Consider the following 18,479-nt stretch of genomic DNA (forward strand, 5'->3'; position numbering starts at 1 on the left):
TACTTGAGCTTACCCTTTCACACACACGACTTGGCGTAGGGTATGAACAATTTCTACCAGTGATGATTGCGCAGCCATTACAGCATCGATGTCTTTGTACGCCATCGGTATTTCGTCAATCACATCACTATCTTTTCGGCACTCAACATGGGCGGTCGCCATTTTTTGGTCGCTGACTGAGAAACGTTTTTTGGCCTCTGTTCGGCTCATTACACGGCCTGCACCGTGGCTACAGGAGCAAAAACTTTCTTCGTCACCTAAACCGCGCACGATAAAACTTTTGGCTCCCATAGACCCTGGAATGATCCCCATTTGGCCCTTTCGAGCCGACACGGCACCTTTTCGGGTTACCAGTACCTCTTCACCAAAGTGCTGCTCTTTTTGCACATAGTTATGATGGCAATTTACGGCTTCTTGCTCTGTGATAAACGGTTTTGGAATTTCGCGTGATAGTGCTTCCAGAACGCGGTGCATCATCACTTCACGGTTATGGCGAGCAAAGTCCTGCGCCCAACCTACCGCTTCCATATAGTCATTAAAATGCACGTTTCCTTCTTCGAAATACGCGAGGTCTCTATCCGGCAAATTGGCGATATGCTGTTGCATATCTTTTTGCGCTAATGTGATAAACAGATTACCAATCGCGTTTCCTACACCACGTGACCCGCTATGTAGCATTACCCACACGCGGTCTTGTTCATCCAAACACAGTTCAATAAAGTGGTTTCCCGTTCCCAATGTTCCTAAGTGGTTGTAATGATTGGTTCCACGCAGTTTTGGGTACTTATCACAGATACGTTTGAACTCTTCATCCAAGTGTGCCCAGTGGGTATCGACAATATCTGGTGTACGATGCCATGCCCCTTTATCACGTCCATGTCGATGTGTAGTTCGACCGTGCGGAACCGCCGACTCAATAGCAAAACGGATGTTTTGTAAGCTATCCGGCAAATCCGATGCGGTTAAGGACGTTCGCACGGCAATCATTCCACAACCAATATCCACGCCGACTGCCGCAGGAATAATGGCCCCTTTGGTTGGTATCACACTTCCAATCGTCGAACCTTTCCCAACGTGTACATCAGGCATTACCGCAAGGTGCTTAAAAATAAACGGCATTTTAGCGGTGTTTTGTAGTTGTGTTACCGCTTTCGGGTCTACAGGCACGCCGTTGGTCCACATTTTTACAGGCACACCATTTTCTTGAATTAATTGATTAAAGTTATTGTTATTCATTGTTATTCCTTAATTTTTACCAATCCGTTTAATACTTGATCTAATCCACCGTAAACGGAAATTTGGTCGATTCGATGTGCGATACTTTCTAAGGTCTCAAGTTCTTTTAAACGCAATGCAACCGGGTTGTTTTCCATTACTTTTGCGGTATTTAACAGTGAACGAGTCGCGGCAGTTTCTTCGCGGCGGCGGATCACGTTAGCTTGTGCCGATTTTTCGGCTTCAACGACTTGGGATAAAATAGTGCGCATATCTCCCGGCAAAATGATGTCTTTTACACCGATACTGTCAATTTCTAGGCCAAATTCAACCACGCATTGCGCGACTTGAGCTAACATCAGCTCATCGACTAATTGTTTGTTTTCTAATAGTTCATCTAAGGTTCGAGTCCCCACAATTTCTCGTATTGAAAACTGCAATTCACGATATAAATGCTCTACAGGCTGACTCAATTTTGAGAACGCCAGTAAAATATCGTGATAGCGCCAGTTGGCGCACAGGTTGATGCGTAATGTGACTTTGTCTTTGGTTAAAATCTCTTGTCCGCTAATTTCTAATGATTGTAAACGGGTGTCTATTATCTCAACTTCCGGTTTGTGGTTGATTTTCCAATAACCGTAAGTTCCCGGTTGTAATAAATCTTGTATCTCACCATCAATTTTTAACATACCGACATGCCATGCAGGTACTTGGCTAATCAAGGCCAACTCATTGCCTTTAATGCGTTTTTTACCCATCAGACGTGCAACGAATGCAGAGTCAATAACGCTATTTTCTAGCGACTGCGGCTCCACTTTTAAATTATTGCCATTTTTCCAATACAACCGACGGGTCGCTGGTGGCAATATTTCTGTCAAACTATTGTGCAAGTAAATAAAACCAATCTCGTCATCAGTCAAAGCGATGTCAATACAGTGGTCATCAACCCAATCAGGGTGAAATTGGCGTAAGTGGTCTGCCAGTTTTTCATCAATAGGTTCGTTATCAAGTGTGAACAATGACACAGTCAATCGATTGAACCAATCGTTTAAATGGTGCTCACCCGCAGTCAGTAATTGTTTAAAATCCCCATTTTTTGAGGTTAGTGCGATTTGTCCTTGAGCGATATTTATTTTTTTCATTATTTTTCCTTTTTCAATATTTATCCGGCACTGAAGAAAAAAGCGAAGTGGTGAGGGGAAAAGTAGAGTGCCAAAATTGGCTGTCTAAATTTCTGCTCATCACTCGGCAAAGCTCTCGAGTGGCGGTTTTAAGCTTAACTTCTGCTTAGTTTTATACAGTTGGATTTGTATTTTTTTCAGGAGTCGAACCTGATAGCTAGGCTATTACCAAGGTATCTTCCTGACGGCGGCATACAGACCATGTAGTGGCTAAGCCACCATGTCTGCACCGGTTGAACTTGCAGTTCATACAATTTCCGGCAGTGGATGAATATAGTATTGCCAGAAGCGTGCCAACTTTTTTAAAAATGAAATAAATATTTTTACTGCATTGAAAAATAAGTAAAAAATAATATTAAGAGAAAAGTGGGTAACATTGGCATGGTAAATGGATTATGCTATTTATTATCTTTTTATATCGTAACTTATAAATTTATATAAATATTATGAGCAAGAAACGTAAGGTTGTGATTGGTGTATTGGGCACAGTACTTGATAGAAGAGGCAAAAAAGCCAATCGCTGGACAAAATGGCGCCCAACGGTTGGTCTTTGCCAACAGCCTGATTTGGATATTGGTCGTTTTGAATTACTGCATCAGGTGAATGACTATGGCATGGCGCACCGGGTGAAAGAGGATATTGAACAAGCTTCTCCCAATACGGAAGTGGTACTGCATGAGGTGGATATTGCTGACCCGTGGGATTTTGAAGAGGTTTATACCTCATTACTGGATTTTTCTTCGCATTATCAATTTGATACTGATAATGAAGAGTATCTTGTACATATCACTACGGGTACCCATGTGGTGCAAATCTGTTGGTTTTTATTAACGGAAGCTCATTATTTACCAGCCAAATTAATTCAAACTTCACCGAGCCAAAAAGGGCGAGAAAAAGACCCTATCGGCATTCATACCGTGATTGACCTTGATTTAAGCCGTTATACCCATATCACCAGCCGTTTCCAAACAGAGCAGCAACAGCAGGTTTCGTTTTTAAAATCGGGTATTGCCACCCGCAACGCGGCATTTAATACCATGATTGAGCAAATCGAACGCGTCGCACTACGCTCTAAAGCCCCAATTTTACTCAATGGGCCAACGGGGGCGGGGAAGTCTTTCTTAGCTCGGCGAATTTATCAACTACGTGAAAGTCGCCACCAAGTTAAAGGGCGCTTTGTGGAAGTAAACTGCGCTACCTTGCGTGGTGATAACGCTATGTCAACGCTGTTTGGCCATGTAAAAGGGGCATTCACAGGGGCAATCAACCCAAGGCGTGGGTTACTGAAAGAAGCGGATGGCGGTATTTTATTTCTCGATGAAATTGCGGAACTTGGGCTAGATGAGCAAGCAATGCTATTGAAAGCCATCGAAGAAAAAAGCTTTTTCCCTTATGGTTCAGATGAAGAAATTCACAGTGATTTTCAATTAATTGCAGGGACTCACCGTAATTTGGCGCAGCAAGTGGAGGAGGGCAAATTTCGTGAAGACCTATTTGCCCGTATCAATATGTGGACGTTTGCGTTACCGGGCTTGCGTGACCGCCGTGAAGACATCGAACCGAATATTGATTATGAATTAGCCAAATTTTGCCAAGAGCAACAAAGCCAAATTCGTTTTGATAGCGAAGCTCGCAATGTGTATGTGAAGTTTGCCTGTTCCTCTCTGGCCCTGTGGCGTGGCAATTTTCGTGAGTTGGGTGCATCCATTAGCCGGATGGCAACGTTTGCCGAACGCGGGCGTATTACTAAAGCGGTGGCCGAAGAAGAAATTGGCCGTTTGCAAGCCCAATGGCAGTCAAAATCAACCAATACATTACCAAAGCAAATTGGTGAAATTGATTTATTCGACCAGCAACAGCTGGCAACAGTGCTGGAAGTTTGTCGCCGTTCATCTACCCTTTCCGAAGCGGGGCGTGAGCTGTTTGCCGTTTCGCGGCAACATAAAAAACAGCCCAATGATGCAGATAGGCTGCGAAAGTATCTCGCTAAATTTGGGTTGGATTGGGATGGAGTGAAGGCGGATTTAATATCATGAATCTTTGTAATAAAAAGCCCCCGTGAGGGGGCTGATAGGATAAAAATAACAAGAAGTTAAACCTAATGACAATTAATACACTTTAACACACAGAACCCCAAAGTTACCGGCAGTATGTCCGCTTCCTGAGTACTTATGTGTTGGTATATGGTAGATGGTCATGTACTTGGTTATTGTCCAAATCCAGCCGTTTTCTGCTATTTGGTCTAGTTTTATGTTGTCGTTAATGGTTTTCTCTGGCCACTGGGTGAATAGCGAGATTTTACTATGTTTTATATCTTCTGGACTGGCTATCTTTTGAGAATTAGTACAATACCCCATTGCATCATTCAAGTTCAATTTCGCCCCTGTGCTAAACCACTTATTCATGTTAAAGGTATATACCATATTCTTGCTATTCATACGCTTAGGTTTTCCAGTGATAGTGACTTTTGCACTGCGGGGGCTTTCCGGCTGTGTCTTCATAGTCACAACACCTTTTTCATTAATAGTTAGCCAATTTTGGTTAACCTCCCACTTATAGTCAGAAGCAAAACCTAGTGAAGGTTCAATGGCAAATTGCGCTCCAGTAAACCCAGTAGAAGGGAATCGATCATCAACTTGATAGGTTTCTTCAACACCTAATCGTGTAATTGACATTTTGCCGTAATTGACAATTTGAGTATATTTATCGCTCCCCTTATAATTAATTGAATCGCTGAATAATTTAATTTGAGCAATTTCTGCATCAGGAGCATTCATGTGCTCAGCTGTATATGTTCCTGCCGATATTTCTGTCATATCCTTCGATACTCGTCTATGGGTTGTGCTTGATATGACTTCTAATTTTGGTTTTTTCCCTGTAATCAAATGACCATTATCATCTTTAAGTACTAACTTTATCTCAGTGTTTTTGATAGCAGTTGTACTTGTTTCATCGTTACTTACAGTGAATGTGCTTTTCCCTGAGGCAAATACAGGTGCACCAGCTTCAATAGTAATCCTTTCAGAATTACTATTAGCCTTACCTACAATCGCTGAGATTATGTACTCTCCAGGTTTTGTAAAATGGAATGTTCCTTTATACTGGCGAGTGAAAGTGTCTTTTGTGATATCCCACTTCTCTTTAATTTCTGATGATTTTTGAGATTTATTATGTATTGCAATATCGTTTTCATTAACAAACACGTCATTACCATACTTATCCTTGGCTTTTAGCTCAAATTTAACATTTTCACCGATGTTGATATTAGTTTTAGCAAGGTTCAATTCAACGGATGCAACGTAATCAGGGTGACTGAATGGGGTAACTGATATCTGTGTGGTATCAGAAACGGTATTCACTTTTGCTGTTAGAGCATGTTGTGCTGTTTGAGTCAGTGATACAGTAGCACTGTATTCACCTTTCTTCCGTGTATTTTCTTGCCATGCCGTTATTAGCACTGAACTTGGTTTTTGAGTATTAGTTAAGTTGATATCTGTTTCTTTTAATCCAGTGACGCCATTGTAATATTGGTCAGTTAATGTGAATGTTAACTTGAACTCTTGCCCTGGCTGAGTAGTTAATTTCCCTGAACTATCAGCGGTTATTGAAGATGTCATACTGATCTTAGCCACATGTTTAACACCTTTCGGGCTGTCAACCGTGATAGTGGTATCTGAAGAGTGTCCATTAACCTTGGCGGTTAGTGGATGTGCTTTGGCCTTAGTTAGCGCTAAGCTGGATGTGTACTTACCCTCATTGCCTTCAACCCAAGCTATTGGTATTAATGTATTTAAATGTTCCAGTGTGATATCAGAAATATTAACCGCAACAACGCCATTACCGAATTTATCTTTTAAGCTGAGTTGAAGCTCGGCGTCAGCATTAATTGCCACTGTTTTTGGTGCATTTAACTCTACTTTCGCGACATTTTTGGCACCTTCTTGCGGTTTTACATCAATTTCGATATTTTTTACCTGTTTATTTATCTCAACCGATAATGTGTGCTTTTTAACTTTCTCTAGCGTGACCTGAGCCGTATAGACATTATCGTTTGATGGTGTTTTTACCCACGATGCGTTAGTGGTAATTGTGCTGTCGGTATTTTTGAACATAATGTCTTTTGTCATGATACCGGTCACTTCATTACCGTAGCTATCGAGCATGGTTAGGTTTAATGTGGTATTTTCACCTGCTTTAATTGAGGTGTTATTTACGGTTAATTTGATCTCCTTAACATTGTTACCCCCTTTTAATGCTGTCACCGTGATAGCTGGCGTGGACTTTGAGATACTATTCACTGTCGCTGTTAATGTATGTTTACCGACTTTGGTTAATGGCAAGGTAGCCTTATACACACCTACCGATGCCATATGCCAAGCAATATTGCCGCTATCGATAATTTCTGCGGTATGGCTATCTTTTAATGCAATATCAGCCCCATTGACGCCAGTAACTAAATTGCCATATTGGTCTTTCAGTTCTAACGTTAATTCAACTTTTTTACCTGCATCAAATGTATTTGTATTTGTGGTCATTTTTGCGGATTTCACCACATCTTTCCCACTTGGATAGGTTGCTTCTACGGTTTGTATACGGCTTGGTTGGTGATTTACAGTGGCTTTAAACCGGTACTCACCGATTGTGTCTAACCGCTGTTTGGTGGTATATACGCCATCTTGTGGATTCACCCATGTAACGTTGGTTAGTTTTCCATTATTTGTTAACTGAATATCTTTAGTATTGATATCAACAACACCATTATTAACGCTATCCGTTAAGGTTAATGTTAATTGCACTTCTTTACCCGCCTCAATAGTACCTTCATGGGTTTCAAGAGTGGTTTTATGGACATTATTTGCACCTTTAGCAGGGGTAACGGTTAACTCAAGCTTATCGCTTAGTAGTTTATCTACCACCACTTGAATAGATTGCTTACGTAGCTTGTTCATGGTGAGTTCTTGGGTATATAGCCCACCGCTTAGCTCTTTCCATGCAGAGGTTGAATGTAAATCAGTTAATAATTTCAATGAACTCGTCGCACCGGTTAGTTTGTTATCAAACTTATCTTTTAGCCCGACAGTTAGAGTGACTTTATCACCTGAGTTTACCATGTGATTTTTCGCGCTGTGGGTAATAGAAATTGTCTCTAATGAGCCTCGTAAGCCATCTTTATCATAAGAAATGATTGGGATTGCGATAGGAGGGTTGACAACCCACTCGGCAGTTTCTGTTTGTCCGTTGATTTCTACTTTGATTTTGTAACGGCCTGCTTTGGCGGCAGGGAGCTGAGCGGTATATTTATGTAATCCATTCTTTTCCATAAATATTATGTTTTGTTTTTGCCCATTAATTGTCACAGAGATATCGCTATTGCTGACATTTTTAACTGGGTTTTTATATTGGTCAGTTAAGCCAATAGATAGTGATGATGGTTGCCCTGCATCACTGTTGGCTATTGGTGAAATGGTAATTGTCTTCACGGCATTGTTACCTGATGGTGAATTGACAGTGACATTGGTTGTATCTGTAAATTGACCAATACTAGCTACCAGACGGTGTGTTCTAACGTCATGGAGCATGATGTTAGTGCTGTAGATACCTAAGCCATGGTTATCTTCATCCCAGACAGCGGATATTTTATTATTACTGTCAGTGAGTGTGATCGTATTATTATTGAGGTGAATAACAGGGTTGTTATCCCTATCAGTGACTTTTAACGATAACATGACGTTACCGCCTGCGGTAATGGTGCTTAAGTTTGTTGTTAGCTGAACCTTATTGATCTGGCTTTGGTTAGTCGATGGCTGGGCGTTAATCAATACATTTTTACTTTGTATTAGGTTAACCGTTGCTTTTAGGGAGTGAACTCCTGCAATTGCGACCGTTGTTGACGCAGTATAGGTTCCATTCCCTTTCGATAGCCAATTTAAACCTGTGAGGTTTTTCTTAATATGCGCATCATTTATGGTGATATCTTTAGCCGTGACCCCTTCAACGCCATTACCCCATTGGTCTGCTAATATTAGTGTCAGCTCTGTTTTACTGCCTACAGTCAGTTGATTTGTGCTGGCTTTGAGCTCAACAGTTTTCACTTGTGTTGGGTCAGTTAGTGCGCCGACATGAATCACGATTGGGGCGTTGGCTTGGTGATTAACTTGGCTAACAAAGGTGTTTTTCCCTTGTTGATGTAATGGGAGCGTGGTGGTGTAAATACCTGCCCCTTTCTCTAACCAGGCCAGCTTAGGAACAAGCACATGATTATGCTCTAATTGAATGTCGTTGGTTTGTACCTTTTCAACACCATTGCCATGACTATCAGTTAATGTTAATTGCAATTCGGCAGTTTCACCTACCCTAAACGTTTTGTTGGTCGCCTTTAATACCACATTGTTGACAGCAGATTTACCCTGCGGTGCCTTCACATCGATAACCTGTGATTGGCTAATGCCATTGGCTGTGACTTTTAAGGTGTCAGTGCCTAGCTTGCTTAATAATAAGTCAGCGGTATAAGTACCATCCGCATTGTCTTTCCATATGACAGAACCTGATTGTTGGTGAATGATAGCGAGACTGTTGCTGGAGACTTCTTTTAACCCATTACCAAAGGCATCTTTCAACATGATGGTGAGTGTGACTTTATTGCCAGCTTTGAGGTTAGCGGTTGGCGCAACGATAAACTGCACCTCATTGACGACTTTGTGTTGGCCTTTTTTCCCACCACCATCGCTAGCCGCAGCCGCAATTGGTGCAGGATTGCTAACATCAAATGGTTTTTTGTTTGATACAGCATTCGTTGTAGGGATAGACACCACAATATTGTGTTGACCGCTTTGTTGACCGGGTAATGTTCCAACGTAATTACCGCTAGGGGCTTGGCCCACTGACATGGAAAATGGCTTTTGCTGATCGATGATAACGGACAAACTGGTGATATTGGATACTGGGTGTCCATTTTTGTCAGTCAAAGAGACGATGACTGTACTATCAGCTCCTGCAGCTACCGGTAAAATGTGGATAACGTCCACGTTTTTGACCTCATTGGCCCCTTTACTGTTTATCACCTCAATATCGACAGTTTGGCTGCTAATGTTGTTTACAGTCGCTGTTAACGTATCTTTCCCAATTGTTTTTAAAGCCAAATCCGCGGTATAGGTGCCATTTTTGTTATCAACCCAAGTCACCTGACCTGTTTGGTTATGTGTTAATGTGATGTTTTTAACCTCAATACTGCTAAGAGAGTTATCAAACGCATCTTTCAAGGTTAGTGTCAGTTTCGTGGTATCACCTGATTTAAAGCTTGATTGGGTTGTCGCCAGTTCAACAGTACTAACCACACCCGCTTGGCCTTGGACACCGGAACCATCAGCTTTTGTTGCTTGAATCGCTTTGGCGGCAGTCACCTGCCAAGTTTGTTGCGCTTTTTGCTTATTGGCAGCCACTTTAACCAGATAGTTTCCTGTTTTTTGCGCAGGTAAAGTGGCGATATAAGTGCCTTTATCTGTTTGAGAGCCAACAAATGTTAAGTTGAGTGGTTTATCATTAAGGGTGACTTTAATGTCATCTGCAATGTGTGTTACACCATGGCCATTGCCATCAACGGCTTGTACGCTCATGGCTCGCTCTGAACCGGCTGCCGATGGGGGGATAGCGGCCATGACCAGTTGATTAACTTGCTTGATATCGGTGGGATTTGTCACGGTGATATTTGCCGCTGAACTATTTATGCCATTAACGATGGCGGTGAATGCATCATTTCCCAATACTTTTAATGGTAAGGTCGTTGTGTATTGACCATTGTTATGATCGACCCAAGTCACATGACCAGTTTGTTTGTGCATTAGAGTGATGTGGTTACTAGAGACACCTTTTAGTGGGTTATTAAAACGGTCTTTTAAGGTAACTGTGAGTGGTAAATTGTCGCCTGATACGGCGCTTGTTGTCGCCGTTGTCAGTTCAACTTGGCTAACGACACCGCGCTGGCCTTTTTGCCCACTCCCATTTGGGCTTGCAGTGACCGTATCAGGTTTTGTCACTGTGAGTGTTTTTGCCGTGGATGGTTTATTATTGGCAGTGATAACGACACTATAAACCCCACTTTGTTGTCCCGGTAATTTCCCTGTGTAAATGCCATCCGTTTGTTGAGTAACGGCAATATTTAGTGGTTGTTGTTTCGCAATATTCACAGTGACCTCAGTGATCCCCATGACTGTGAGGCTGTTTATATCGGTCAATGATACTGCAAAGTGGCTTTCGGCACCGGCTTGCGGGCTGGCGATATTAACAATATCAACTTGATGGATACGGCCATTGCCAATCGCTTTTTCAACATTAATACCAACTGGCGCACTTTTTATCTGGTTAACTGTCGCTGCTAAATAATCTTTACCCAATGTCGTTAATAGTAAATCAGCGGCATAAGTGCCATTTTTGTTATCAACCCAAGTCACTTTACCGGTTTGGTTATGCGCTAATGTGATGTTTTTAACATCAATGTCGCTAAGAGGGTTATCAAACGCATCTTTCAAGGTTAGTGTCAGTTTCGTGGTATCACCTGATTTAAAGCTTGATTGGGTTGTCGCCAGTTCAACAGTACTAACCACACCCGCTTGGCCTTGGATACCTGAACCATCAGCTTTTGTTGCTTGAATCGCTTTGGCGGCAGTAACTTGCCAAGTTTGTTGCGTTTTTTGCTTGTTGGCCGTCACTTTAACCAGATAATTTCCTGTTTTTTGCGCAGGTAAAGTGGCGGTATAAGCCCCCTTATCCGTTTTCGATTCAACAAATATTAAGTTGAGTGGCTTGCCATTGAGGGTAACTTTGATGTCATCCGCAATGTGTGTCACACCATGGCCATTGGCATTAATAGCTTGTACGCTCACGGTTTGTTCTGAACCGGCTGCCGATGGGGCGATAGTGGCCATAACCAGTTGATTAACTTGCTTGATATCGGTGGGATTTGTCACGGAGATATTTGCCGATGAACTATTGATGCCATTAACGGTGGCGATGAATGCATCATTTCCCAATATCTTTAATGGTAAGGTAGCGGTGTATTGGCCATTGTTATGATCAGTCCAAGTCACATGACCGATTTGTTTGTGCATTAGAGTGATGTGGTTACTGGAGACGCCTTTTAGTGGGTTATTAAAACGGTCTTTTAAGGTCACCGTGAGTGGTAAATTGTCGCCTGATACGGCGCTTGTTGTTGCCATTTTCAGTTCAATCTGGCTAACGACACCGCGCTGGCCTTTTTTCCCACCCCCATTTGGGCTTGCAGTGACCGTATCAGGTTTTGCCACGACGAAGGTTTTCTTGGCTGAATTTTGCTTATTGACGCTAGCAATCAGGTCGTAAGGACCACTTTGTTGCCCCGGTAATTTCCCCGTGTAGTGGCCATCTGCTTGTTGAGTGATGGCAATATTTAATGGTTGTTGTTTACCAATGGTGACCTCAAGGTTTTGGATACCGTCGATCGTGTTACCTTGAGCATCAGTTAATACAGCCGTGAAGGCACTTTCGGCTCCTGCGGTTGGATTGGTGATATCACTGATATCAATTTTATGGATAGCGTTATTGCCTAACTGCGGTTTGACATCAATAACCATGGTTGGGCTTTGTATATTATCTGCTGTGATAAATAAGTGATCTTGCCCCAATTGTGTTAAGACTAAGTTGGCGGTATAGGTTCCATCTTTTTGTGCTATCCAAGTGACGTTACCTGCTTGCTTATGGGTCAGTGATTGTGCGAGATCTACGCCCGTTAATGGGTTACCAAAGGCATCTTCCAATGTTACCGTGAGCGTTAACGTATCGCCAGATTTTAAGTTTTTGTTTGGTAAAACGGTAAGTTTTGCACGACTAACAATACCGCGGGTATTTGATTTACCCCCTGGATTACTGGCAATTGGAGAAGGAGCACTAACAGTTAAAGTTGATTCTGTGGATTTTATGCCACCAACAGTGACGATGACTTTATGGTCTCCTGATTTTTGGCCAGAAAGAGTACTGGTATAAGTCCCTTTGTTGACGGTTTCAGTGATCTTAAGCAACGCTTCAGCACCATCGATAGAGACGACAGCGTTATTATCAATTCCTGTAATAGGTTGGTCATTGGCATCAGTGATTAATAGTGTGATGGAACTCGTTTCACCCGCAGCGGGTTTAGCGATGTCTTTGATTTTAACTTGCTTGATTTGCGAGGTTCCAATAGCACTTCCCACGTTAATATTCAGTGGGGAAGTGGTTATTTTGTTCACTTTCACGGTTAAAGTGTCTCGCCCAATTTTGGTGAGAGGCAAAAGAGCCGTATAGTTGCCGTTGCGGAGGTCTATCCAAGTCACAGAGCGACTGCTAGGTTGTCGATGATTTAACTGAATACTCGCGCCACTGACGCCTTCAAGAGCGTTACCAAACCCATCTTTAAGGGTTACGGTTAATTGTAATAATTGGCCTGATTTCAGGTCATTAGCTGATGATGAGGCTAAAGCCACGGTATTAACGACACCACGTTGATTTTTTGTACCACTCCCATCTTTTTCTTTTACAGCGATGATCGCGGCAGTTTTAACTGTCCAAAGCTTTGATACGGTTTTATTGTTAGCTGTTGCTTTAACCGTATATTTACCCATGTTTTTTGCGGGTAATGTTCCTGTGTAAATACCGGCTTGGGTGAGTGATTCTGTTAAAATAATGGATGTTGACTGGCCGTCGATATTTGCTGTTATCATACTGCTAATCATGGTGACGGGGTGCTGATATCTATCGGTGACTTTCACTGTGATAGTTTGGTTTTCACCTGCTTCACTCGGGGAGATTGGCTCCAGCTCGATATTTGCAACTTTATTGATATCAGCTGTATTACTTACTGTAATGGAAATTAATTGTGACTTATAACCGTTAATAGATGCTAATAAATCATTAGAACCTGTTTGGGTTAATAGCAACGGAGTGGTGTAAGTGCCATTCCCATTATCTAACCACTTCAGCGAACTCGTTGTATATCCATCTAGAATGATATTACTGGTGTCGATGGCCGTTAACGGATTATTAAATGCATCAACGATGGTTACGGTAATAGCCAATTTGTCACCTGATTGCAGACGAGTAGTATCCCCTGTTGTCATGGTAATGTTATTGATAACGCCTCGTTCACCTCGATTACCCATTCCACTTGAGTTGTTCGAACGAATTGGGGCTGGTTTTTTCACCTCTAAAGTGTTTTTAGCGGAGCTTTGGCCGTTTACCGTGGCAGTAATTTTATGATCACCCGCTTGCAGCGCTGGCAGCGTGATTTCATAAATACCTGATTTCCCTTCTTTTACGGGCAGGGTGTGCTGGAAGCCATCAATCTCAATAACCATTTCGTGTTCATCGACCACCGGGTTGCCGTGGTTATCGGTTAATTGAACGGTCAATGTACTGGTTGAACCTGCGGTGGGTTTTTCTGTTTGAATGATGCCAATTTTACTGACTTTGTTTTTCCCTTTGGCTGGGTTAACTTGAATCGATTTGACGGCAGTTTTATGGACGTTAATTGATGTGGTTAAGTCTTTCGACCCCATTTCAGTTAATGTGAGAGTCGCGGTATAAGAACCATCGCCATTATCCGTCCAAACTGGCTTGCCGTTATATCCGTCAAGGGTAATGTTATTGGTATTCAGCTCGGTCAAGCCGTTACCAAAGGCATCGGTGATGTACACAGTGAGCTCAAGCTGGTCGCCAGATTGTAAGCTGTGGGTATCGCCTGTTGTCATGGCAATATTATCGACAACGCCTTTTTCTCCTTTGGTTCCTGTTCCGTCTGGTTTTTTCGACTTAATGGGTGTTGGAGTGTTAACGACTAAAGTTGTGTCAGTCGAGTTTTTACCATTCACATTTACGCTAATGCTGTGATTACCTGCTTGCAGTGCTGGCAATGTGACTTCATAACCACCTGATTTTCCTTCTTTTGCTGGAAGCTTATGAGGTTGTCCATCAATATTGACGGTAATTTCAATTTCACCGACCACTGGGTTACCATGTTTATCAGTGAATTCAATAGTTACAAGGCTATTTGCGCCGGCTGCTGGCTTTTCTGTTTTGGTGATTTTTACCTTATCAACGTGGGCTGTCCCTGAGGCGTTATTAACCTGAACTTCTGTGTGTGGGCTACGAGTACCATTGATGGAGGTAGTTAAATCATTGCTACCAACGTCGGTTAAGGTCAAGGTAGTGGTATAAGAGCCATCGCCATTATCTACCCAGTTTAAGGTATTTCCTTTGTGTTTACCGATATCGATGTTATCGGTATTTAAGCCAGCTAAGCCGTTACCAAAGGCATCAGTTACCGCTACCGTGATTTCAAGAGGATTACCCGACTCAAAACGGTGAGTGTGATCAAGTGTGATTGCTACTTTATCAATAACGCCTTTCTCACCTTGTTGACCCATACCGTTCGAACTGTTAGGAAAAATCGGTTTTGGCTGCTCAACCAGTAGGCTTTCTTTGATTGATGCAATGCCATTTACACTTGCATGAATATCATGTTTACCTGCTTGCAGCGCAGGCAGTGTGACTTCATATATACCCGGTTTTCCTTCTTTTGCGGGGAGAGTGTGTGGTTTGTTATCAATATTAACGATAAGCTCAGTTTCACCGACGACCGAGTTATCGTTTTTATCCATTAGTTGAACGGTCAGGATGCTACTTGAACCTGCGGCAGGTTTTTCTGTTTTGATGATCTTAACTTTGCTGACCTTATCTTTCCCTTTTGCATTGCTAACTTGGACTTGTTTTTGTGGGCTCTTAGAGCCATTAATGGAAACGGTGAGGTCATTATTGCCGACGTCGGTTAGTGGTATGATAGTGGTGTAAGAGCCATCACCGTTGTCAACCCATACCAAGGTATCGCCTTTGTGTTTACCAATATTGATATTATTGGTGTCTAGGCCTGATAAGCCGTTGTCAAAGGCATCAGTAATGGATACGACGACCTCAAGTTTATCGTCAGATTGCAGATGGCTAGCATCGCCTGTCGTGATAACGATATTATCGATAACACCTAATTCTCCTTTTGGCCCCGCACCACTTGGGCCTTTAGGTTTAACAGGTCGTGGTTTATCAACAATAAGCGGCTCTTTTGGTGATTCTTCCCCGTTAACGATAACAGAAACTATATGGTTGCCTGCAAGTTGGCCTGGAATAATGACGTCATATATACCTGGGGATGTTTCTGTTATCGGTAAAGTGTGTGGCTGACCATTTATATTGGCAATAGCTTCAGTTTCACCAACAACGTGATTGCCATGTTTGTCGGTTAACTCTATCGTCACAATACTATCTGTGCCTGCCGCTGGTTTTTCTGTTTTGGTGATTTTCACTTTATCAACGTGAATAGTTCCGCTGGCATTATTGACGAGAACGTCAATTTTCGGGCTAGTCGTGCCATTGATGGAAGCCGTTAAATCAGTGTTGCCGACTTTACTTAATGGCAAGGTAGTGGTGTAAGAACCATCGCCATTATCCGTCCATGCCAGCGTGTCACCTTTGTGCTTGCCGATATCAATATTATCGGTATTTAAGCCTGATAACCCATTACCAAAGGCATCGGTGATAGTCACTATAACATCAAGGGTATCCCCTGATTGTAAACCATGGGTTTTGCTTGGAGTGATGATAATGCTATCAATAACGCCTTTTTCCCCTTTTTGGCCTGTCCCGTTCGTATTGTTTGGTGAAATCGGTTTTGGCTGCTCAACAATCAATGTTTCCGGTGAGGATGTTTGCCCATCAACCGTGACGGTGATACTTGGCGAGCCCGTATGTTGCCCAGGTAATTTTCCGTTGTAGATCCCACTACCGGGACGGTTTTCAGTGATGGTAATTGGAGTTGGTTTTCCATCGATATTGACCGTCACCGTACCATCAGCTCCAGATACGGCATTGCCGTGCATATCGGTTAATGAAATGGTGATGTTGCTGCTTGTGCCCGCAGCGGCTTGTTCAAGGTCTATAATCGTGACATGGGCTAATTGGCCGAATACAAAATGGGTTTCTACCGTGACACTTTGCTCATTCAGTGCTGCTGTTATTTTGACCGGCCCTGCAACTTGGCTTTTTACCTCGACATCAGTATTGCCTTGTTCATCGGTTGGGCTCAACTGTTTGGCTGTTGCATTTTTTGCCTCAAGTTGCAGCACTGCTCCTTTAATGGGATGTGCATTATTATCAGTAACATGGAATTGAATTTTATTTTTAGATTTACCATCGGCAATCGCATTATCACTAAGAACATTGAAATGATTAATATGTGCTTGGTGCGTATCGGCAATAAAGAAAAAAGCGATATCAATAGGAGCGCCGCCATTTGGCACTGCTTGAACTCGGTGTTCCCCCGTGACCAGTGACGTGAATTGAATGGACGCTTCGCCTTTTATATTGGTGGTAACTTGATATTTCTGTTTATCAGTTGATTTTGCCGCCTGCATTTTTTTGAATAAATTGCTAAATGCCATTCTTGAAGAAGTGGCTTTTGGCGTGATGAGCTTTAGTTCTGCTGGGAGAATAAATGTCACTGTTGAGTCTGGCGCGATATTATTTAAACTATCTCTGGCCGTAATCGTTAATGTATTAATATCTTGGCCGTTAGCAACAGCATTTCCTTGCTTGATAACCTCATTTGGGTTAATTGATAATACGCCGGAGTTTGTAACTTCAACCAAAGTTGTGGCCTGTGGTGAAATATTTCCTTTGCTGTCAGAGGCTGTTACCGTGAATCGGTAAAGGTTGATTTTCTTCCTTTCTTGTTCGGTCATTGCCACTTTATAAGACGGCAATTTGACTCTTGTAGACGCACCGTCGAGGATTATTTCGCCCCCAGCGGCTAAAAATTCAGGTGCTTGTACGGCTAATTGATCTAACGGATATTTGGTATTGAGGGTATTAATTAAAGGTAATAATTCCCCTGTTTTCCCTTGGATTATTGAGGGTAATGATAGGGTTATCAGGGTGTTCTTTTGGTATTCTAGTACGATATTGTTATTACGATTCACAAAATCATAGCGACCGCCCATTAAACGACGAGCATCACTCACTTTACTTGGGTCAAGCTGTTCTGCGAGGCTCTTACCCATCGCCCAAGTGAACTGGACTTTGGCATTAGTTTCACTTAATCCACCACTGATTTTTTGTTCTGCGCTTAAAGTTACCAGTGAGAATGGAGTCCAGTTTATGCCAACCGTTGTGGCAAGAGGGTCTTTCTGGCGCTTATCTTTGCCAAATAGGGCGACATCGTCGCCAAAATACTGCTCAAATTTAAGGTTTCCGCCAATATTTGGGTAAGAAGGCAACCAGCCCTCAGCGTGTAAATCCCATCCATTAGCCGGGCGGGCATTGTAGTCATTCTTTAATTCAGGAGCGCTACGCCATGCTGATGTACGTAAATAAGTATTGGCACTCAGTTTTAAAAAATCTTGAGCGTACTCTGCCCCGAAACCTAGGCGAGAGTGGTAGCGAGATAAGTCGTGATCAAAAAAGGCATTGACGCCCATCATGCTCTCTGAGGTAAAGCGACGAACCCCAATACCATTATTGGTTTGTAATCGGCCATCAGTACGGTGAATGTTATGTTGGGTAAACAATAATAAATCTGTACTGTCATACCAAGGAATTAACCAATCTAATTGGGTATTTTTAATGGTTAATTTTTTATCTACGTCAACACTGAATTTGGCATTACCGGTTTTGGATAACCAACGATTTATCTCATCTGTTGCCGTATTTGTGGCTTTACTGCGAGCGAAGTCTTGTGCCATATCAGCAAGATCTGCCGCTTTTTTCTTACCAGAGATAAAACGCGCAGCACTTTGGCTATATTCAGCAACCAGTTTCTCTGTTTTATCATCATCGGTTAGTACGGGGTCACTTCCCAGAGTAGGTAGGTCATCAGGTGTGAGCGTTTTTGCATAGCTTGGCATAACCGGCATGACGGCTGATGACCATATTGCAGTAAAGAGGACAAAGCCATTTGAGATTTGATGTCTCAATGTTGGTTTTGTGGTTGACGTAGCGGGGTTCATTCAATTCATTCCTAGTTTCAATATTAAC

4 protein-coding genes are annotated in these 18,479 nt (G+C 42.4%); 1 reads left to right on the plus strand and 3 read right to left on the minus strand.

The features are described 5' to 3' along the window. Positions 1–9 precede the first annotated feature (9 nt). Together M1F26_RS02330 and M1F26_RS02335 are read right to left on the minus strand one after the other, a co-directional pair. Positions 10–1,236 (minus strand): RtcB family protein, encoded by a 1,227-nt coding sequence (locus M1F26_RS02330; RefSeq protein ID WP_140172622.1) that lies wholly within the window; start codon positions 1,234–1,236, stop codon positions 10–12. 2 nt (positions 1,237–1,238) lie between these two features. Continuing rightward, positions 1,239–2,357 carry a slipin family protein gene (locus M1F26_RS02335; RefSeq protein WP_110592487.1) on the minus strand — a complete coding sequence of 373 codons (1,119 nt, stop codon included), beginning with the start codon at positions 2,355–2,357 and terminating at the stop codon, positions 1,239–1,241. A gap of 485 nt (positions 2,358–2,842) precedes the next feature. Here M1F26_RS02335 and rtcR point away from each other — a divergent pair, with 485 nt between their 5' ends. After that, on the plus strand, positions 2,843–4,432 hold the full coding sequence (gene rtcR / locus M1F26_RS02340; protein WP_140172623.1) for an RNA repair transcriptional activator RtcR: 1,590 nt from the start codon (positions 2,843–2,845) through the stop codon (positions 4,430–4,432). 72 nt (positions 4,433–4,504) lie between these two features. On the opposite strand, the gene M1F26_RS02345 is transcribed toward rtcR, so the two are convergent. After that, positions 4,505–18,451, minus strand: coding sequence for an invasin domain 3-containing protein (locus tag M1F26_RS02345; protein WP_200129288.1), 13,947 nt, complete (start codon positions 18,449–18,451; stop codon positions 4,505–4,507). Between the last annotated feature and the right edge of the window lie 28 nt (positions 18,452–18,479).

Source organism: Providencia sp. PROV048 (assembly GCF_033688165.1).
Classification (GTDB): domain Bacteria; phylum Pseudomonadota; class Gammaproteobacteria; order Enterobacterales; family Enterobacteriaceae; genus Providencia; species Providencia hangzhouensis.

Coding starts and splice junctions, on each gene's coding strand:
- M1F26_RS02330 (WP_140172622.1), bottom strand. CDS start 1,236: ATGAATAACAATAACTTTAATCAATTAATTCAAGAAAATGGTGTGCCT.
- M1F26_RS02335 (WP_110592487.1), bottom strand. CDS start 2,357: ATGAAAAAAATAAATATCGCTCAAGGACAAATCGCACTAACCTCAAAA.
- rtcR (WP_140172623.1), top strand. CDS start 2,843: ATGAGCAAGAAACGTAAGGTTGTGATTGGTGTATTGGGCACAGTACTT.
- M1F26_RS02345 (WP_200129288.1), bottom strand. CDS start 18,451: ATGAACCCCGCTACGTCAACCACAAAACCAACATTGAGACATCAAATC.